The 19,350-nt window shown below is 49.4% G+C and carries 21 protein-coding genes; 7 read left to right on the forward strand and 14 right to left on the reverse strand.

What is annotated here, in order from left to right; translation table 11 throughout:
• Window positions 1–7 precede the first annotated feature (7 nt).
• The 4 genes from hpf to D9T21_RS02570 are packed head-to-tail and all read left to right on the forward strand — an operon-like array spanning window position 8 to window position 1,911.
• On the forward strand, window positions 8–295 hold the full coding sequence (hpf, locus tag D9T21_RS02555; RefSeq protein ID WP_105936565.1) for a ribosome hibernation promoting factor: 288 nt from the start codon (window positions 8–10) through the stop codon (window positions 293–295).
• A gap of 15 nt (window positions 296–310) precedes the next feature.
• Window positions 311–769 carry a PTS IIA-like nitrogen regulatory protein PtsN gene (ptsN, locus tag D9T21_RS02560; protein ID WP_123323582.1) on the forward strand — a complete coding sequence of 153 codons (459 nt, stop codon included), beginning with the start codon at window positions 311–313 and terminating at the stop codon, window positions 767–769.
• Between the two features lie 24 nt (window positions 770–793).
• Window positions 794–1,639, forward strand: a complete 846-nt coding sequence (gene rapZ / locus D9T21_RS02565) for an RNase adapter RapZ (protein ID WP_105936563.1) — start codon at window positions 794–796, stop codon at window positions 1,637–1,639.
• Window positions 1,639–1,911: an HPr family phosphocarrier protein gene (locus D9T21_RS02570; protein WP_123323583.1), complete on the forward strand. Its 273-nt coding sequence runs from the start codon at window positions 1,639–1,641 to the stop codon at window positions 1,909–1,911. The genes rapZ and D9T21_RS02570 overlap by 1 nt, the downstream gene beginning before the upstream one ends.
• 18 nt (window positions 1,912–1,929) lie before the next feature.
• Here the strand turns inward: D9T21_RS02570 and D9T21_RS02575 are convergent, their stop codons facing one another.
• From D9T21_RS02575 to D9T21_RS02605, 7 genes are all read right to left on the reverse strand, one after another.
• Entirely contained in the window at window positions 1,930–3,636 is a 1,707-nt protein-coding gene (locus D9T21_RS02575) for a bifunctional protein-serine/threonine kinase/phosphatase (protein ID WP_123323634.1), read from the reverse strand.
• 80 nt (window positions 3,637–3,716) lie between these two features.
• Window positions 3,717–5,183: a NarK family nitrate/nitrite MFS transporter gene (locus tag D9T21_RS02580; RefSeq protein ID WP_123323584.1), complete on the reverse strand. Its 1,467-nt coding sequence runs from the start codon at window positions 5,181–5,183 to the stop codon at window positions 3,717–3,719.
• Between the two features lie 278 nt (window positions 5,184–5,461).
• Complete coding sequence (locus D9T21_RS02585) at window positions 5,462–6,499, reverse strand: mechanosensitive ion channel family protein (RefSeq protein WP_123323585.1); 1,038 nt, start codon at window positions 6,497–6,499, stop codon at window positions 5,462–5,464.
• Between the two features lie 115 nt (window positions 6,500–6,614).
• Window positions 6,615–7,067, reverse strand: coding sequence for a hypothetical protein (locus D9T21_RS02590; protein WP_123323586.1), 453 nt, complete (start codon window positions 7,065–7,067; stop codon window positions 6,615–6,617).
• A 60-nt stretch (window positions 7,068–7,127) separates the two neighbouring features.
• Window positions 7,128–7,601 carry an inner membrane protein YiaA gene (yiaA, locus tag D9T21_RS02595; RefSeq protein WP_123323587.1) on the reverse strand — a complete coding sequence of 158 codons (474 nt, stop codon included), beginning with the start codon at window positions 7,599–7,601 and terminating at the stop codon, window positions 7,128–7,130.
• Between the two features lie 14 nt (window positions 7,602–7,615).
• The gene (locus D9T21_RS02600; RefSeq protein WP_123323588.1) at window positions 7,616–8,407 is read right to left on the reverse strand and encodes a DUF2145 domain-containing protein; all 792 of its coding nucleotides are present in this window, start codon (window positions 8,405–8,407) and stop codon (window positions 7,616–7,618) included.
• A gap of 51 nt (window positions 8,408–8,458) precedes the next feature.
• On the reverse strand, window positions 8,459–8,800 hold the full coding sequence (locus D9T21_RS02605) for a hypothetical protein (protein ID WP_241155605.1): 342 nt from the start codon (window positions 8,798–8,800) through the stop codon (window positions 8,459–8,461).
• Between the two features lie 115 nt (window positions 8,801–8,915).
• On the opposite strand from D9T21_RS02605, the gene D9T21_RS02610 reads away from it, so the two are divergent.
• From D9T21_RS02610 to D9T21_RS02620, 3 genes are all read left to right on the forward strand, one after another.
• On the forward strand, window positions 8,916–9,650 hold the full coding sequence (locus tag D9T21_RS02610; RefSeq protein WP_123323590.1) for a helix-turn-helix domain-containing protein: 735 nt from the start codon (window positions 8,916–8,918) through the stop codon (window positions 9,648–9,650).
• Window positions 9,651–9,911: 261 nt separating this feature from the next.
• Window positions 9,912–11,270 carry a magnesium transporter gene (gene mgtE, locus D9T21_RS02615; RefSeq protein WP_105936553.1) on the forward strand — a complete coding sequence of 453 codons (1,359 nt, stop codon included), beginning with the start codon at window positions 9,912–9,914 and terminating at the stop codon, window positions 11,268–11,270.
• Between the two features lie 111 nt (window positions 11,271–11,381).
• On the forward strand, window positions 11,382–13,574 hold the full coding sequence (locus D9T21_RS02620) for a prolyl oligopeptidase family serine peptidase (protein ID WP_123323591.1): 2,193 nt from the start codon (window positions 11,382–11,384) through the stop codon (window positions 13,572–13,574).
• A 92-nt stretch (window positions 13,575–13,666) separates the two neighbouring features.
• Here D9T21_RS02620 and D9T21_RS02625 read toward each other — a convergent pair whose 3' ends face one another.
• From D9T21_RS02625 to D9T21_RS02655, 7 genes are all read right to left on the reverse strand, one after another.
• Window positions 13,667–14,380: a response regulator transcription factor gene (locus tag D9T21_RS02625; protein ID WP_123323592.1), complete on the reverse strand. Its 714-nt coding sequence runs from the start codon at window positions 14,378–14,380 to the stop codon at window positions 13,667–13,669.
• Window positions 14,381–14,485: 105 nt separating this feature from the next.
• Window positions 14,486–15,193 carry a spondin domain-containing protein gene (locus tag D9T21_RS02630; protein ID WP_123323593.1) on the reverse strand — a complete coding sequence of 236 codons (708 nt, stop codon included), beginning with the start codon at window positions 15,191–15,193 and terminating at the stop codon, window positions 14,486–14,488.
• 8 nt (window positions 15,194–15,201) lie between these two features.
• Entirely contained in the window at window positions 15,202–15,915 is a 714-nt protein-coding gene (locus tag D9T21_RS02635; protein ID WP_123323594.1) for a spondin domain-containing protein, read from the reverse strand.
• Window positions 15,916–16,156: 241 nt separating this feature from the next.
• Window positions 16,157–16,603, reverse strand: coding sequence for a ClpXP protease specificity-enhancing factor (locus tag D9T21_RS02640; RefSeq protein WP_123323595.1), 447 nt, complete (start codon window positions 16,601–16,603; stop codon window positions 16,157–16,159).
• Complete coding sequence (gene sspA, locus D9T21_RS02645) at window positions 16,600–17,232, reverse strand: stringent starvation protein SspA (RefSeq protein WP_105936547.1); 633 nt, start codon at window positions 17,230–17,232, stop codon at window positions 16,600–16,602. Before sspA ends, D9T21_RS02640 begins: the two co-directional genes overlap by 4 nt.
• 120 nt (window positions 17,233–17,352) lie before the next feature.
• Window positions 17,353–18,087, reverse strand: coding sequence for a cytochrome c1 (locus D9T21_RS02650; RefSeq protein ID WP_123323596.1), 735 nt, complete (start codon window positions 18,085–18,087; stop codon window positions 17,353–17,355).
• Window positions 18,084–19,349, reverse strand: coding sequence for a cytochrome b (locus D9T21_RS02655; RefSeq protein ID WP_123323597.1), 1,266 nt, complete (start codon window positions 19,347–19,349; stop codon window positions 18,084–18,086). The genes D9T21_RS02650 and D9T21_RS02655 overlap by 4 nt, the downstream gene beginning before the upstream one ends.
• Window position 19,350 lies beyond the last annotated feature (1 nt).

Below are 19,350 nucleotides of genomic sequence, written 5' to 3' on the forward strand. Positions count from 1 at the left end.
ACGAACTATGCAAATAAATCTTACAGGTCATCACATCGAGATAACCGATTCTTTGCGTAATTATGTTGATACCAAGTTTAGTAAACTGGAGCGCCACTTTGATCACATATCCAATGTGCATGTGATCCTCAACGTGGAAAAGCTTGCTCAGAAAGCCGAAGCCACGATGCATTTAAGTGGTGCGGAAGTATTTGCCTCGTCAGAAAATCAAGATATGTATGCCGCGATAGACAGTATGGTCGACAAACTGGATCGCCAGGTAATCAAGCATAAGGAAAAGCTTAAAAAGCACTAGGCCCAAGATAACCTTATGAATATTCAAGCCTTAGTTAGCCTGGATCGCACTGAATGTGCGGTCCAGTGCAACAGTAAAAAACGAATTTTAGAAATCATCAGCGATATAGCTGCCGAAACCAACGCCGAAATTCAAAAAGAAGACGCGCTTAACGCCCTGCTCAGTCGCGAAAAAATGGGCAGCACCGGCATTGGTAATGGTATAGCGTTGCCGCATGGCAGACTGGCTAATCTTTCCAAAGTGACTGCCGTGGTAGTCACCACCACCCCAGCCATTGCCTTTGACGCCATTGATGATAAACCGGTTGATATCTTTTTTGCCATTCTGGTACCAGAAAACCAGACCGAGGGGCATTTACAGACCCTCGCCACTATCGCCGGCAAGTTAAGCCAGAAAAGCATTGTAAAAACCATCCGTAACGCCGAATCGAAGGAACAGGTTATCGCCGCACTATGCGACGAGGCTGCACAGTAGTCCGGCAGGGAGTCTGACAAAACCATGAAACTCATTATTATCAGCGGGCGCTCCGGCTCCGGCAAATCCGTTGCGCTAAGGGCCCTGGAAGATTTAGGCTACTACTGCGTTGATAACATTCCGGTGAATCTGCTCCCCACCCTCACCCATACCGTGGTCGACGAATACGATCAGGTAGCCGTGAGTATCGATGTGCGTAACCTGCCAAAGGATCCCGACGAATTAGTCGAGATCCTAGACTATCTGCCCTCGTCATGGTCGATGACCATCGTGTATCTTGATGCCAGCGATGACATGCTGGTGAAGCGCTTTAGTGAAACCCGCCGCCTGCATCCGCTGGCGAAACTTAACAAGTCACTGGCCGATGCCATTCTGGCAGAAAAAGAACTGCTAGCGCCTATTGTGGAGCGTGCTGACCTGTATATCGACACCGACCGCTTGTCGATTCATCAGTTGGCCGAGCTTATCCGGGAGCGAATTCTGGGTAAGAAAAGCTCAAGACTGGTGCTGGTATTTGAATCCTTTGGCTTTAAGCACGGTATCCCGAAAGACGCAGATTACGTGTTTGATGTGCGGTTTTTACCTAACCCGCACTGGGAACCTGATTTGAAGCATTTAACCGGGCTGGATTCACCGGTTGAGGCCTTTCTGGGCTCTCAACCGATTGTCACCAAGTTTATCTGGCAAATCCAAAACCTGCTCGATACCTGGATGCCGCACCTGGAACGGAATAATCGCAGCTATGTAACCATTGCTATAGGCTGTACCGGAGGCCAGCACCGCTCGGTGTTTGTAGCCCAGTCACTGGCCAAAATATACAGCGATAAGCATCCGGATGTGCAAATCCGTCACCGGGAGTTAAACCGATAATGCGCGTAGAAAAAACTCTTACCATCGTTAATAAACTTGGCCTGCATGCCAGAGCGGCCACACAGTTAGTGCAACTGGCCAATCAGTTTGATGCTGAAATCACCCTTAAGAAGGGGGATAAAGAAGCTAATGCCAACAGTGTGCTGGGGTTAATGCTGATGGAAAGTCACCAGGGCGAACAGGTTGATGTGATCAGCGAAGGCCCGGATGCCGAAGCCGCCATGGCGGCGGTAGAAAACCTGATTGTTGGCCGCTTTAACGAAGACGAATAGTCTCTGCGATCATAGCAGCTAACCACTGATTGACTGCCAAACAATAATCACAAACAAAATAGCGCTGATTAATTGCCACACCAGTACCGGATTGCGTTCGATTAGCGGCTTTGTTACCTCCCCAGAGATAATTTCAGCGGGATTACACAACGCGGTTTCGAAATCCGAAAAGGCCTCAAAGCGTTTACTTTCTTCAGGGTGAGTTATTTTCTTCAGGCAAATATCCAGCCATGCAGGCAAATCTGCTCTAGTCTTTCGAACACTCTGATACCTATATTCATCTGTACTTGCAGGAATATAGTCTTTAAAACCAAACGGCGCATAGGGTAATTTACCGGTAAACATTTCGTAAACGATCACCCCAAGAGAAAACATGTCCGCTTTAAAGCTACTCCGGTTGTGAATCAGAAACTCTGGAGCAATGTAGTGCACTGAGCCTACCGGGTACTTTTCTTGTTGTTGCTCGCCGGTTTCCAGTAACGACGACACCTGAACCGTACCAAAATCGATAAGCTTCACCTCGCCGTGTTCGGTTATCATAATGTTTTCAGGTTTCAGATCCCGATGCACCATGTCATTACGCTGAAATGCCCTTAACGCCTTTACCACTTGTAAAACTATACGGCGCACCTGATCCAGTGATGGTGCTGGATGATCTATCATCCATTGCCTTAATGATTGCCCCTCAATGTATTCGCAGACATGAAAGATAAAATGGGTATTGGCTGGTCTTGGTAATATTTTCATGACGTAGGGGCTGTCCATATTCCGCCCTACCCACTCCTCACGCAAAAAGCCCTGCATAAAATCGGCATCATCCCCATGCTTTACCGTTGGCGCTTTAAGGCCGTAAATCTGCCCACTGGTTTCGTCGACTACTTTGTATAAACAGGAGCGTGTTCCGTTAAATACCTGCTCAATTACCCGAAAACCTTCCAGTTTATGACCTACCTCCAGTGGTGGCGGGATAACCATTTCACTGGCGATTACACCCAGTTCGTTAAGGTTAGCTTCAGGGAGTGCTTCTACCATTGCAATAAAACAAGTGACGTTATCATTGCTCCCGGCATCCAGCGCAGCATCAACAATGTCTCGTGCAGCCTGTTCCGGGTTGTGCATATCCCTGAGCTTTTTGGCAAGCGTTTTGGCGCCCAGAAAATCATGTACCCCATCGGTCGTGAGTAAATAAACTTCGCCCTGTCGTAAAGCGAAAGAAGCAAAGTCAACATCAAGCTTAGCATCCAGTCCTATCGCTCTGGTTAAAATATTTTTACTGCGTTGTTTTATGACATGATCGGTGGATAACTGCTCAAGTAAACCCTCCTGATATCGATAAATCCGACTATCCCCAACATGCATAAGAAAGCCAGTGGCTGATTTGAATATAAGGCAACTCAGCGTAGTTAACATTTGGCTGCCTCCGCCCTGAGCATAATCAAACTGCCCGTAACACCAGCGATTTAAACTGGTTAGAATCTTCCCTACCGAACGTTTAACCGACCAGCTTGACGGTGCCTGAATATAATCATAGATAAAGGTGTTTACCGCTGTGTGCGAGGCATCTTTAGCTTTAGTACAAGCCGATACGCCATCGGCAATAGCGATTACCGCCCCTTTATCTTTGAGTTGAGTACCCTCACCATGCCAGGCCGCGAACGCATCCTGGTTTTCAAATTTAATACCCTGTGAGGTATAACCACCATAGTGAATTTTTAGTGCTGACATGCTCATCTCACAAATATAAAAGCACCTGCCTTAAGGAGAAAGCAGGTGCCCAAACCACTTACGCTGGTTAGCTGTAAACGCTATCCGACCTGAATAAGTTCAACAGTGCCATCTTCATTTACCTCGGTAATTGCACCACTGGGCTCCTTCATCAGCAATAATGTAATAAAACCGAACGCTGCCGTACCACTAATCACCAGAAAAAAGGTACTGGCATCCACAAATGAGTACACTGTCAGATAAGTGACTGCGCCGACGTTTCCGTAGGCTCCGGTCATACCGGCAATTTGCCCGGTAAGACGACGTTTAATTAATGGTACTACTGCAAACACAGCACCTTCTCCGGACTGAACGAAAAATGAGCACGCCATAACCGCCAGTACAGCCAGCCAAATTGGCCAGTTTGCGTCAATGAAGCTTAAAGTAAAGTAACCACCAGCTAAACCGGCGGTTAAGATCAGCAGTGTTTTCTTACGACCAAACTTATCTGAGATAATGCCCCCTCCAGGTCGGGACATCAGATTCATAAAAGCGTACATTCCCGCCAGTAAACCGGCTGTAGCCATTGATAATTCGAAGGTTTCAGCAAAAAAAGCCGGTAACATCGACACTACCGCCAGTTCAGAACCAAAAGTTGCAAAATAAAGAATGTTAAGCACCGCGACTTGCTTAAACTGGTATTGATGTTCAGTAGGCACCGGTTTGGTAAATAGCGAACGATTCACCTTAAAATTCGAGTAGGCGTCGAAGCAGTAAATTCCGAACAGCGCCAGGTAAATCATAGTACAAACGTTAGCGCTAAGCATATCAACGCCACTGGGAGACAGTTTCCAGTTAAGTAGCGCCAGCGCCAGGTACATTGGTGTTTTCATTACCAGCAGGAAGTAAAAGTCGCCCTTGCTGGTCACTTCCATTCCGCCTAGATTCTTTGGCTTAAAATAAGTTGAGCCTTTGGGTGTATCCCTGACGTTGGTGTAATAAATAACACTAAAAATTAAACATAGCACGCCGGTAAGAGCGACGGCGTAACGCCATCCGTCATCACCGCCGAATAGCACCGCCAGGGTGGGCAATGTAAATGCCGCTGCGGCAGAGCCAAAATTTCCCCAACCACCATAAACGCCTTCTGCAGTACCCAGTTCTTTGGGGGGGAACCACTCACTGACCATTCGAATACCAATGACAAACCCAGCCCCGATAAAGCCCAGTGCAAACCGGGCAATAGCTAACTGGATAAAGTCGCTGGCAAAGGCAAACATAAAACAAGGTATTGCACAAATGGCCAGAAGTGAAGAGTAAACTAAACGTGGGCCATATTTATCAGTTAAGGCACCAATAATAACCCGGGCCGGAATAGTCAGTGCCACATTAAGGATCAGCAAGGTTTTCCATTCTTCTATACTCAGCCCCATGTCATTCATAATGACCTGTTTCAGCGGCGCCATATTAAACCACACCATAAAAGTAACGAAGAAAACCATCCAGGAAAGATGAAGAATTTTCATTTTCCCGCTAAAGGAAAATATATTGAATTTATCTGCGCTCATGAAATTGTGTCCTAAAAAACAAAAAGCCCGCGCTCTGTAAACAGAGTGCGGGCTTCATTACCAAATCAATTTCCCAAAACTAGTGCAAAAAATACGCCATATAAAAACAACCATAAAATCATAGGGGTAAATTATAAACTTGCGTAACCCCAGCTCTTTTATGCACCATAAAAGAGCGAGATAACCAATTAAGTGCAACGCCTTGAATAGTAATAACCCTACTTAATACAGGTCTACAAAGCCAATACTTCTCTTTTCCTCACGCCCTGTTACGCATTCTACGACAAAATATTCGCCCCCTGCTCTGGTGCTCTGGCTTGTTCTGCCTGGCGGCGGATATCGTCATTTTCACTGGAGACATCGTCATGCGCGGCTGAGTGTTTCTCTGGGGTTGCCGCGGGTTTGCTGACGATGCGTTGTTTAACCGGTGCTTTTTGCTCGCTAACCTGCTCCTGACTATTCACCATCGTCACCGGCACGCCCTGCGGGAAAATCACTTCACGTGCGTCATCCGGCATACTGATACCCTGAACGGTAAACAGCTCTACCAGGTCGCGCATTAATACCGATGCCATTTTAATTACACTGGTACTTTCTACGTCGATCCAGAAATACACTTTGAGATTTACCGTCGCCGAGCCAAGCTCATCAACCAGCACTAATGGCTCAGGTTCTTTAAGTACGTTAGGGTGCTCACCAATGAGCTGTAACGCCAACCGCTGAGCCTGCTGACAATCCGCATCGTAGCCTATGCCTAAGGTAAACTGGCCACGCATTTTAGGGTTTGCGGTGAGATTTTTAATGGTCCCTTTGTAAATCACAGCATTGGGGATCTGAATATGATTGCCATCGAAGTCTACCAGCGTGGTAGCCCGCGTGGTGACTTTCTGAACCACCCCGGTATAACTATTTATTTGCACCACGTCATCAATGCGGAACGGGCGCTGCACTGTTAATAGCAAACTGGCTATCATGTTTTCCGCGATATCCCGAAAGGCAAATCCCAGAATGAGCCCCAGCACACCAGTACCGCTCATTATCGCCACGGCAAACTCGGTAAGGCCGGAAAGTTTCAAAAAGATATACAGTGCAAGCAGAATAAGAACCAGGCTCACCGCGCGCTGGCTTACCGAACGCAACAGCGGGCTGGAAGAAAGGTAACGAACAGGTCTAATCAAAGCTTGTGAAACACGTCCGGCGAGCCACAAGGTCAGCATCAATATAACTAACCCCAATGCAATAGCAGGCAGCTTCACGATAAAAGCCTGCCAGTATGCCTCTAACGAGGTAACCAGTTCACTGGTAGAGGATCCCATTAATCTATTCCTTTGCGCTGTTCCTGCTAGTTAATAATCGCTTTTCCCATGAATAGATCAGAAATGCCAGGGCCCCCTGGCATCACACAGTTCATTGCGTTGTTACTCCGATATATTACCGTTTGAAGAGCCGCACCCCGAGCTTCGTCAACACAAACACAGCTCCACCGGTAAGCGCCCCTATCCATGCTGCGTGGATAGGTACAAAGATTAGTGCCAACGCAGAAGTTGAGGATGTGTGGGCCGTGGTATACAGTGAATGCTGCATACCCCAATAGCCGCAAAAATGAATTGCCGCAATGGCCAATAAGGCCAGCCAGAGAGCGAGCTTGCCTGGCACGGAACGTTTCAGACTGGTCGTTAGCCCCACCAGCAGCAGAGCACCGTAGGGAATGGCTCTGAATGCTGCGGCAAATAGCAGACTGTCGATAGTTAAAAACCGCGTAACCCTGGCAAATCCTTCTGCCACGCCGTAATCGCCAACGAATATTGCCAGTACCCAGTCCACCAGGGTTTCATTAATAACAACGAAGGCGATAATTAGCACTATCCAGAAACTTTTACCCATCACTCAATCCTTGTTTAGTTTATTACCTGAATATCGATAGTAAGTAGCCAGCAGGGCGACTTACTCAGCATCCGGAACGAAAGTGGTTGCCTGTCTCGTGGTTGATTGATTAGTGGCGGTCTCGGATTTCGCCTCAGCACAATCCCGCACGTTCTTTTGCACGGTAATAGCGGCAAACATACTCAATACAAAGGCCATCCCGAAAAAGCCCTTTTCACTGAGTGCCAGTTGCGCGTTGTACAACCCCACAATTAACAGAGCGATAGCGGCCACAGTAGCTACGCCACAAGCGATAAAGTAGGCACGGGTTACTTCAATCCCAGCCATTTTATCGCGGATGGTTTTCTGTAAAGACACCACTGCGAAAAGCCCCAGTAGCATTACGGTCAGGTAGTAGCCTTTTTCATTAAGCTGCATATAAGCGTTAAATAAACCAATCAGATAACTGGCAACCCCAATAATCAGCGCCGCTACTGCAGCAATCCGAAAAGCCTTGGTAGGTGTATTTGTCATTGTCTGAGCTGAGTATTCCATGATGATATCCTTGATTAAATAGCTTGAGTGCGGCCGTTGGCATAGAGCACTACGGCATGTTGAGACAAGTTAAACTGCGTTAAATAGTGGCTAATAGTGGTAAAGGTAGCTGTGCGAACCCGCCCTTTGTGATCAGAAGTAGTTACACCGTCTGTCACCATACTGCCTACCGCCAGCTTTAGCGGGCTGATGTGGACTCGCTGAGGCTTAAAATAGGCGACGTTATTGGCTTTAATTCGCTTTTTATCCGCGGTTTGGTACAGGGCCGCCTGCAGCATATCCAGGGTGAATTCAGTACAGTTCTGGCGCTCGCTGTTAAATGGATTGGCTATCACCGAATAACGGGGATTGTGCAAACCAAGGTGCTTTTGTTCACTGATTAGCGCTATGAGCCGTTCCTGCACCGCCGGGGTTGGTATTACAATGCCAGCCTTAAGCGTTTGGGCGCCCCAGAAAAAATCCACCGGGTAATCAACAATGATGTCGCTGCGACCCGGATCGTCGGCGCGCTGATAGAGATTGTGAATAGCGTATCCGTATTCGGTACTCCCATCATCCAGGCTGATAGCAGAGTAAATCGCTACCGCTGTATGGGTAAAATGAATACCTTTTGGCAGATCTTTTTGCTGACGGCCGACCCGACCGATAATAAAGGCATGAGCCTGATGCTCTGCCGCATAGCGCTCTACTTGCTTGGCAAAGTCAATGATCTGCTCAGGTTGAAACACCGATTTTGACGGGGTCTGACTGCCGGCCTGGGCGCCGGCAGTAAGTATAATCAATAGTACTGCAATAATGACTCGCATAACCTGCTCCTTGTCGAATTAACCCTTAGGGCGAACCCTGAGGGTGAACCCTTACTGTTTTACCGTTTGTTCTACCACGACTTCTGAGGGCGGTGGGTCGCGCGTGATCACGCGGGTAGTAATAGTGAGAGGTTTAGTGTTTCGCTGATGTTTGGCATGCAGCGCTTTAACCGAGTGGTGGGTTGAGTCGGCGACAGCCACCACGCTCATGCCGGTAACAATCACCGGTGCTGCTACTACGGCACTGGCTACCGATGCCGTTGACGCAGCACCTTCCACACTGGCCAGTACACTGTGTTTACTGGCCTGACCGCTGTGATCAACAGAATCAGCCGCCATAGCTCCCTGACTAACAACAACACTGGTAAGTAACGCAATAACTAATTTCTTCATGGTCATATTCCTTCATTGGTTGGTTCCCCTTCAAGCTAATCCCCGGTAGAAAATAAGTAAACTCAATTAAAATTTGTAGTATATTCCTACACCAAAGGTATCGGAATTTAATACTATGAGTCAGATTAAGCAGGTAACACAGCGTTTAAAGCAATTACTTAAGGAACAGGGAATGACCTATAAATCCCTGTCTGAACAACTGCAACTGAGTGAAGCGAGTATAAAACGGTGCTTCTCACAACAGAGTTTTACCCTGGAGCGCCTGGAGCAGGTTTGTGAGGCTTTAGGACTCACCCTGAGCGATGTGTTTATTCAGGTTGCCCAAACTCAGCCTCGGGTTTCCCAACTATCGGAAGCGCAGGAGCGCGAACTGCTGGAGAATCCGCGCTTGCTGTTGGCCGCGGTGTGTGTGCGCGACGGCTGGCAATTTAACGAGATAATTGACTACTACGCTATCAGCGAGCCTGAAGCCGTGCGCCTGATGGTAAAACTGGATCGCCTGAAGTTGATTGAATTTCTGCCCGGTAATCGCTATCGCCTGTTGATTGCCCAGGACTTTCGGTGGATCCCCGGCGGCCCTCTGGAAAGGTTTATGGAACAGGAAGTAATGGTCAAGTTTATGGCGCCAAAGAAAAACGAACCCTGGGCTTTTCGTTTTTACCTGCGCGGGCGCTATTCGGCAAGCTCGGTGGAAATTATTCAGCGCCGGCTCAATCAGCTAACCCGGGAGGCGGCCGAGCTCAATGAAGAAGATGCCCGCTTACCCATAAACGAACGAACGCATATGGGCTTGCTCATGGCAATGCGCCCCTGGGAACCGTCCCTATTTGAGGCGATGCGCCGGGAATAAGCAATATGGCCTCTTCATGCACCGCCTGAAGGCTATTGTTTTCTACCAATTAAAGTAACAAGGACTCCCAACGCCAGGCGAACCTATTTTTTGATATTTCCCGGGCATGATACTCACTAAATTGTCATAACCTTTAGCTATACAAATCACATTAAAACTCGCCAGACAGAATAAAAAAGCGCCAGTTAACATTTTAATCCATGACAGAAATCAGCCTCTGAGTTACCCTTACAGGCATAGCGATATTCTTAAGGATTACGGGTGGCAGAAGCGATTGAAGCGAATTATGCGCGTGGACAATTACGTGCCATCAATCAGGCGCTGTCTGAGGGTCGCTTTGTTTCTGTGCGCAAGCAACTGCACGAAATGCCCCCCAGCGACGTCGCGCTGATTCTTGAGTCCAGCCCCACTAAAACCCGTGATGACCTGTGGGAATTACTCGACAGTGATTTTCACGGCGATGTTATCGAAGAGCTCTCCGAAGAAGTCCGTAACGGTATTATTGCCAAAATGATGCCCGCCAAGGTGGTCGATGCCCTCGAAGACATGGACACCGACGATCTTGCCGAAACCCTGTCGAGCCTGCCGGAAGAAGTGTTGCAGGATGTCTTGCAGTCTATGGATGCCCAGGACCGCCATCGTGCAGAACAAGCCATGTCCTACGGTGAGGAAACCGCTGGTTTCATCATGAACACCGACACCATTACGCTGCGTCCGGAAGTCTCCATTGATGTGGTGCTGCGGTATCTGCGTCTGAAAGGTGAGCTGCCGGAAAATACCGATACGTTTTACGTTGTCAGCCGCACCGATAATCTGGTTGGCATTGTGCCTGTAGCGCGGCTACTCACTACCGATCCGGAAGCCAAGGTGTCTGATGTCATGGACGAAGAGCCGGAAGCTATTCCGGTGAATATGCCCGATGACGAAGTGGCCAGCATGTTTGAACGGTATAACTGGCTATCGGCACCGGTAGTCGACGACAAGCACCGTCTGGTAGGCCGGATCACCATTGATGACGTGGTGGATATTATTCGTGAAGACGCCGAACACTCGATGATGAGTATGGCCGGTCTGGATGATGAAGAAGATACCTTCGCCCCGGTGTGGCAAAGTACCCGGCGACGCTCGGTATGGCTCGGCGTTAACCTGCTTACCGCCCTGATGGCCGCTGCTGTAAGCGATTTATTTGAAGCGACGCTGAGTCAACTGGCGGTACTGGCCATTCTTAATACCATTGTGCCCAGTATGGGTGGCGTGGCAGGTAACCAAACCCTCACCTTAGTGATCCGCGGTATGGCTCTGGGCCACGTAAACCCGTCTAACTCGCGCTGGCTGATCACCAAGGAGTTTGCCATCGGTCTGCTCAATGGTGTGATCTGGGCAGTCCTGATTGCTACCGTGATTGCCGCATGGAAACAAGACCTTACACTCGGTATTATCATTGCCTTCGCGATGCTTATGAACATGATTGCCGCTGCGCTGTCAGGCGCTACACTACCTATTGTGATGAAAAAACTGCGTATCGATCCTGCCCTGGCAGGCAGTGTCATTCTGACAACCATCACCGACGTTGTGGGTATCTTTGCATTTTTAGGCACCGCAACCCTGTTTCTGGTGTAGCGGCACCGCGCCCCGTCTGCACTTACTGTATAACAACCAATAATTAAAATAGTGTGCCGTTATCATCCGCCGCTGAGAGATGTGCGGCGCATCTGTCAAAGGAGAGAATACATGGAACTGATCCGCTCTTTGAGCATGGCCGTGGCCACCGCACTCGCGCTAAGCGGCTGCATGACACCGCAAAACACCACTACAGAGGAAGCCGCCAGTGCGGTACCCCCTGCCGCCTCTGCCACCACTGAAGATCCTTACCTGTGGTTGGAAGAAGTAGAAGGCGACAGGGCACTTAGCTGGGTGCGTAACCAGAACCAGCGCACCCTGAGCGACCTTCAGGCGAATCCAATTTATGCCGACCTGAATGAGCAGGCGCTCGAAGTAGTTAACTCATCTGAGCGTATTCCCTACGGTACTATCCGCGATGGCTATGTTTACAACTTCTGGCAGGATGCAACGAATATAAGGGGCCTCTGGCGCCGCACCACGCTCGAAAGCTATGCCAGCGAAGCCCCCCAATGGGAAACGATCCTCGACTTCGACAAACTGGCCGAAAGCGAAAATAAAAACTGGGTGTATAAAGGCGCTAACTGTTACACCGCCAAGGCAAAAGCCGATTACAAATGCCTGATTAGCTTATCCAATGGCGGCAAAGACGCGGTGGTGATCCGTGAGTTTGACCTTGCCAGCAAGAGCTTTGTGAGTGACGGCTTTACCCTGCCCGAGGCCAAATCCGGAGTGGCCTGGGTTGATTATAATACACTTTTGGTCGCGACTGACTGGGGCGGCGATGGCAGTACGTTAACGGCTTCCGGCTACCCGTCTACCGTTAAGCGCTGGCAACGCGGTACATCACTTAGCGAAGCCACACCTTTGTTTAGCGGCAATAAAACCGATGTTGGCGTATTCCCTTACACCCAGGAGCGGGATGACGGAACCCGTCTGGAAGGGGTGGTGGTTGCCCCCACTTTCTTTACCCGCGAAAATTATATTTTCCCGGCCGGTAAAGATGCAGTGCGCCTGCCGCTGCCAGATAAAGCCGATATCGTTGGCTTATTTGAAGGGCAACTGATATTTACCATCAAACAAGACTGGACCGTGGAAGCCGGTGGCGGTGCCACCCATTATTCTACCGGTAGCTTGCTGGCGATGCCTTTCACTGAAGCAGGCGAAATCACCCCTGAAACTGTGCCCGAGGTGATCTTTGAACCTAACGATCGTCAGGCCATCGAAGGTGTTTCGATGACTCAGGGACAACTGCTGATGACCTTAAGCGACAATGTGGTAGGTAAAGTGTTTGCCATCACCAAAGCCAGTAATCAATGGCAACGGGAACGACTCGACTTGCCTGCCAATGGCACTCTGTCGGTCTCTTTTGCCGATAAGGATGAAGCCACGGTACTGATCAATTACGAAGGCTTCCTGACGCCCGATTCATTAATGAGTTACTCACCGCAAAGCGGCGAAATTAAAACGTTAAAGAGCCTGCCAAGCTGGTTTAACGCTGACGACCTGGTAGTAGAGCAAAAAGAAGCAAAATCGAAAGACGGCACTATGGTTCCATTTTTCGTGATCCATAAAAAAGGCATTAAGCACGATGGCAAAACGCCTACCCTGCTGTATGGCTATGGCGGCTTTCAAATCTCTATGCGACCCAGCTACAGTGGCTTAAGAGGCAAGCTGTGGTTAGAACGGGGCGGTGCTTTTGTGCTGGCGAATATTCGTGGCGGCGGTGAATTCGGGCCTAAGTGGCATCAGGCCGGTCTGAAAACCAACCGTCAGGTGGTTTATGACGACTTTATCGCAGTAGGCGAATGGCTGATTGATCACAAGCTGACGTCTCCTGAACATCTGGGGATCCAGGGCGGCTCTAACGGTGGCCTGTTAATGGGTGTTATGCTCACTCAACGCCCCGATTTGTGGAATGCAGTGATTGTGCAGGTGCCGCTACTCGATATGTTGCGTTTCCACCTGCTGCTGGCCGGCGCCAGCTGGGTGGGTGAATACGGCTCACCAGAAGTGCCCGAAGAGCGCGAATGGCTGGAAAAAATGTCGCCCTACCACAACTTTGATGCCGATGCGGATTACCCGGAACCGTTCTTTGTGACCTCCACCAAGGATGACAGGGTACATCCCGGACACGCCCGTAAGATGGCTAAATTGTTTGAAGCCGCAGGCAAGCCGTTTTTGTACTACGAGAACATCGACGGTGGTCACTCAGCAGCGGCTAACCAGCAGGAAACCGCTAAGCGGGTAGCACTTGAATTTACCTACCTGACTGAGAAACTGATGGCTGAAAGCGCAGATTAAGCCTGCTGATTTTCACCAGAAAAGCCCACAAGAAAGCCCGTTACGTTAACGGGCTTTTTTCATTTTAATGGCTAATCAATGACCCCAGTCCCCTAAGCGGATTGGGATAACTGTAAACAGTCGCTATTAAATTTGTAGCCTACGCCCCACACCGTCTCGACAAGATGAGCGCCGCCTTTGGTTTTACCCAACTTGGCACGCAGGCGGTTCACATGACTGGCCACTGTGTGTTCAAAGCCCCCATAATGATACCCCCAGACTGACGTTAACAACTGCTCTCTGGAAAATACCTGATCCGGGTGACTGGCTAAAAAATGCAGCAACGAGAATTCCTTTGCGGTAAGCGCTAATGCCTGGCCGTCCAGCTCGGCTCGATGATAGCTGTTATCAATATAGAAGCGACCGATGCGAACCGGGTGCTCACTGCTTTTATCCTCTGTAGTTCGACCGGCTGCGCGGCGTAACTGAACCCTTATCCGGGCCTGTACTTCGGCCGGATTAAACGGATATTCAATGTAATCCTGTGCACCGAGTTCAAGGCTGACAATACGCTCTGAATCACAGCCCTGATGGGCCATAACGATGATTGCGCTATCGGGTAACTTAGTCTGAAGCTGGGCAATCAGCTCAAAGTGTTCGGCAAGCTTGCTGTAGCTGTCGATAATGATTACCGGGTAGCGTTTTTGCAAGCAACGCTGAATGACTCCGGATGAAGTGCATACCAGTTCACAGTTTTCGCTGATCCGCTCAACGCAAGTAAGTAGCGGCCGACAATGATGACGATTATCGCTGACAATTAGAATCATTCCCTCTCCCGGTCTGTTGCCTGACTGCAGACGCAGTCAGCGTACCTGTTATTAATCAACAGACCGGAAGACAGGAAACTTTATTCCACTTTTTTACTACCGTGATTATTCAACCCGGGTAATGGTGAGTTTTACCGCTGGATTATCAAAACGATGCGCAGCGGTAAGAACCGACATCGTCAGGCCGTCGTCAGCCGACACCACGCCAGGGTGAAAGCTCACCAAATCGGCATCGTCCCGTTCCGCATTATAGCCTTCCCCGCCATCGGCAGGGCCGGGAATAGTGCCTGCAACCTCGCTGTTGGCTTCTGTACCTGCATCGAGGACTGGCAATACCATAGTCATGCTCTGGTTCACTTCAAGTTCACCCAAAGCATGGCCGGTAATACCGGCAAACGAGTCGTTGGTGTTAACCAGCATGGTAGCAACGCTGATAAACGTATCAGGTTCATTGACCACCGTAACAGTTATGGCTTCACTGCTACCCGGCGCGATGGGTCCTGCACCTGATGCCGATGCCATTACCCCTTCTGAGGCAGTAAAATCGCTATTATCACCACCCTCAGCAAGTACTTCTAATGCCGCCGAAGCTGACATACCAACTTCCCACATAACCGCATCACCATGCAGCGCTACACCCACCGGCGAAAGCGGTTGTCCCTGCGTCAGGTTTTGAACTGTCACCTCATAGGAATACGAGACATCAGCAGGTGGTACCGGGGCTGGCTCGTCATCATCGTTATGATCACATGCAGTCAGGGCCAGGCAGCTTAACGCTAGCATTGAAAGCCCAAATCGTTTTTGTATAACCATGGGACCTCCTACTCAGATACTGTAACGGTGACCATGGCAACAGGGTTTAACCAGCGCTGGACGGTATTGGAAATATCAGACATACCAGCCTCGGTATCATTGTCGCCAAGGTTTCCGGGGTGAATATGTACCGTGGCATTGGTAACTTCGCTGGTTACGCCACTACCACCTGTGCCCACCAGGTCCTCAAGCGGTGGTGGAACAGGCAGACCCGGTGCGCCAGGTGCGCCGCCGCCGCGAATTTCATCGTTGGCTTCAGTGCCCGCATCATAGGCATTAATATACACGGTATAAGTACCCGGCTCTTCAGGGATCATCCAGCTATTCAGGCCAATAAAGCCATCATTAGTGGGCAGCATCATGGCAACAATAGACAATGCAGTATTGCCGTCCATGGTCGACAAAGTCGTTGTCGTCGCTGCAGTAGGCATTAATAAACCACCGGCGGGATTTGCTACGGTATCGGCACTTAATGCATCGACTGCCGTTTCAAAACCAGAAATATCACCGCCTTCGGCCATCGCCTGCAGCTCTGTGCTGGCGGCTTCGCCTACATTGAAAAGCTGCTGTTCGGGGCTATGGGCCGTAATTAAAATAGGCGTAAAATAAATACCGCGAGTGAGGTTTTGCACGGTTACTTCAAGCTCGGCGGCCTGAGCGAATCCGCTCATTGCAGTCAGGCCGGTGGCGACCATCAAGGGTGTCAGTTGCTTTAGTTTCATAAATATTCCTTTTGCGCTTAATCATTCTCAGGCCTCGATAGTTCGCTGGATTAGTTGTATACACCGCCAGATACCGAGGATTAGAAAATCGGAGCCACGCCTGAGCGCGTTATCAACCGTTCTTCATAGCGCTAAGCATGGCCGACAAAGTTCGCAAAAGTTTCACAGAAAAATCACAATTTTCAGGCATAAAAAAACCGGCGATTAAGCCGGTTTTTAAAGTTTATCTATTCACGCCAGATTATTTAATGACCTTCAGATTTGGTTTACCACGAGGTTTTGGTGGCGTCTGAGGCGGCACCTCAGCGTCTGTTTTGGCTTCTTCCAGAACCGGAGCGCTGTCGTCTGCTTCGGGCTCATCAGCCGGCATGCCCTCAGGGGCAAATACCGTACCAGCGCCATTCTCGCGCGCGTAGATAGCCAGAACCGCCTCACAAGGCATACTCAGGCTGCGCGGCTGGCCACTAAAACGGGCCTGAAACGACAAACCATCTTTATCCAGATAGAAATTAACACAGGCAGACGGCGAGATGTTCAGCACAATCTGACCGTCTTTAACAAATTCCTGTGGCACATCAACCAGATTATTTGTGGCGTCTACAACAATGTAGGGCGTAAGATCGTTATCAACAATCCAGTCGAAAAACGCTTTCAACAAATACGGTTGGTTGGAGGTCATTTGACTCATAACGGGTTATGAATTTCGCGTTCTTGATCAGTCAGCGACGCTTTGAACGAGCTTCTTGAGAAGATACGGTTCATGTAAGCGTGGATGTCTTTAGCGCCACCACCGTTTAGCTCAATGCCCAGGGCAGGTAAACGCCATAACAGCGGCGCCAGGTAGCAATCTACCAGACTGAATTCTTCGCTCATAAAGTAAGGCATTTCGGCAAACACCGGCGCCAGGCTTAACAGCGCTTCGCGTAAATCGTTGCGGGCAGTTTCCACATCACCTTCGCCACGGAAGATTTGCGCTGCCAGGCTGTACCAGTCCTGTTCGATGCGGTGCATCATCAGGCGGCTCTGACCACGGGATACCGGATAAACAGGCATCAGCGGCGGATGAGGAAAACGCTCATCAAGGTATTCCATGATGATGTGAGACTTATACAGCACTAATTCACGATCAACCAAAGTGGGCACTGTTCCATAAGGGTTCAGCTCCATCAGGTCTTCAGGCAGTTTGGTGGGATCAGTGTAGCTGATCTCAACGCCAACGCCTTTTTCGGCCAATACAATACGAACCTGATGACTATAGATGTCAATCGTGTCTGAGAACAACGTCATGATTGAACGCTTATTCGCGGCTACGGCCATTCATTCTCCTCCGAGATACATTAAATCGAGCATGGTTGAACGCTAATTTGCGGCCAACATAAACTAAAAAAAGGGGGCGAGAGGCCCCCTGTCATTTATTATACTATAAAACCCTGACGATTAGTGAACGTCTCGCCAGAATTCTTTCTTAAGCATGAACACAAATACAAACAGTACCAGGATGAAGATCAGTACCCATTTACCAATGGATTCGGACTCCAGACGGAACGGTTCGCCGGTATATTCCAGGTAGTTAACCAGATCCAGAATAGCCTGGTCGTATTCTTCGGTTGTCAGTGCACCGTCACCGTCGGTTTTAATACCGGCGTGACGCATTACTGTTTCACCATCTACCATTGCTTCTTCTTCAACCATGCGCGGCGTACCTTGCAGTGGTTGCAGCACGTGCGGCATACCTACTTCAGGGAATACCGTGTTGTTTACGCCAAACGGACGCGACTCATCCACGTAGAAAGAACGCAGGTAAGTGTAAATCCAGTCTGCGCCACGAACACGGGCAACCAGAGTCAGATCCGGCGGCGCCGCACCAAACCACTGAGCTGCAGATTCTGCTGGCATAGAGCGCTCAATGTAGTCTGAGATTTTCTCACCGGTGAACTGCAGGTTTTCTTCTGCCAGTTCTTCCGGAATGCCCAGGTCGTTGAACGTACGCTGGTAGCGCTGATACTGCTGGCCGTGACAACCAAGGCAGTAGTTCATGAATAATTTCGCACCACGCTGCAACGACGCTTTGTCGCTCAAATCGTAGTTAGCTTTGTCCAGGTGGACGTTGCCGCCAGCGGCCAGAGCCATCCCAGGCAACAGCAACGCCAGTACACAAATTAGTTTTCTCATTTAGGGATCCTCGCTGGTACAGGCTTAGTTGTTTCATTTTTACTGTAGATAAACAGCAGGATGAAGAAACCGAAATACATCACTGTTAAGATTTGCGACGCAGTAATTTTCCAGTTTTCCTGAGGCGTACCGCCTAAGTAACCTAAGAAAATAAACACACCGGCAAACACAAGCAGGTTCAGCTTATGCAGACCGCTGCGATAGCGCCATGACTTAACTGTACCGCGGTCGAACCAAGGTAACAGGAACAGGAAGATAATCGCACCAAACATCGCGATAACCCCAAACAGCTTATCCGGAACCGCTTTCAGAATCGCGTAGAACGGCGTGAAGTACCATACCGGGAAGATGTGAGCAGGCGTTTTCAGCGGGTTAGCAATTTCAAAGTTTGGATGCTCAAGGAATTTACCGCCCATTTCCGGCGCAAAGAACATGATGTAAGTAAACGCCGCCAGGAAAATACAGAACGCTACCAGGTCTTTCAACACGATGTGCGGGAAGAACGGTACGATATCATCTGCGATGTCATACTTGCTGGTGTAGTACTCGTGAATTTCGAACTTGGTTTTTTCGTCTTCTGACAGGCTGCCTTTCTTATGCTTGATTGCCACGCCATCAGGGTTGTTAGAACCCACTTCGTGCAGTGCAATGATATGCAGGAACACTAAAATAACGATAACCAGTGGCAGTGCAATAACGTGCAGTGCAAAGAAACGGTTTAGTGTGGCACCAGAGATAACGTAGTCACCCTGAATCCATTGTACTAAGTCCGGGCCAATCACCGGAATGGCACTGAACAGTGATACGATTACCTGTGCCCCCCAGTAAGACATCTGACCCCATGGCAATACGTATCCCATGAAGGCTTCAGCCATCAGGGCCAGGTAAATCAGCATACCGAAGATCCACAGCAGCTCACGTGGCTTCTGGTAAGAACCGTAGATCATGCCACGGAACATGTGCATGTATACCACGATAAAGAACGCTGACGCGCCGGTGCTGTGCATATAACGGATGATCCATCCGTAATCGATTTCACGCATGATGTATTCAACCGACGCGAAGGCGCCTTCGGCAGTTGGGTTGAAGTTCATGGTTAACCAGATACCGGTGACGATTTGGTTTACTAATACAATGGTGGCCAGAAACCCGAACACGTACCAGAAGTTCATGTTACGTGGTGCCGGATACTGGATAGCGTGCATGTTGGCCACACGCATCATTGGGATACGTGCTTCAATCCAGGCTAGAAATGCTTGCATG

Source organism: Marisediminitalea oceani (assembly GCF_003731635.1).
GTDB classification, from domain to species: domain Bacteria; phylum Pseudomonadota; class Gammaproteobacteria; order Enterobacterales; family Alteromonadaceae; genus Alteromonas; species Alteromonas oceani.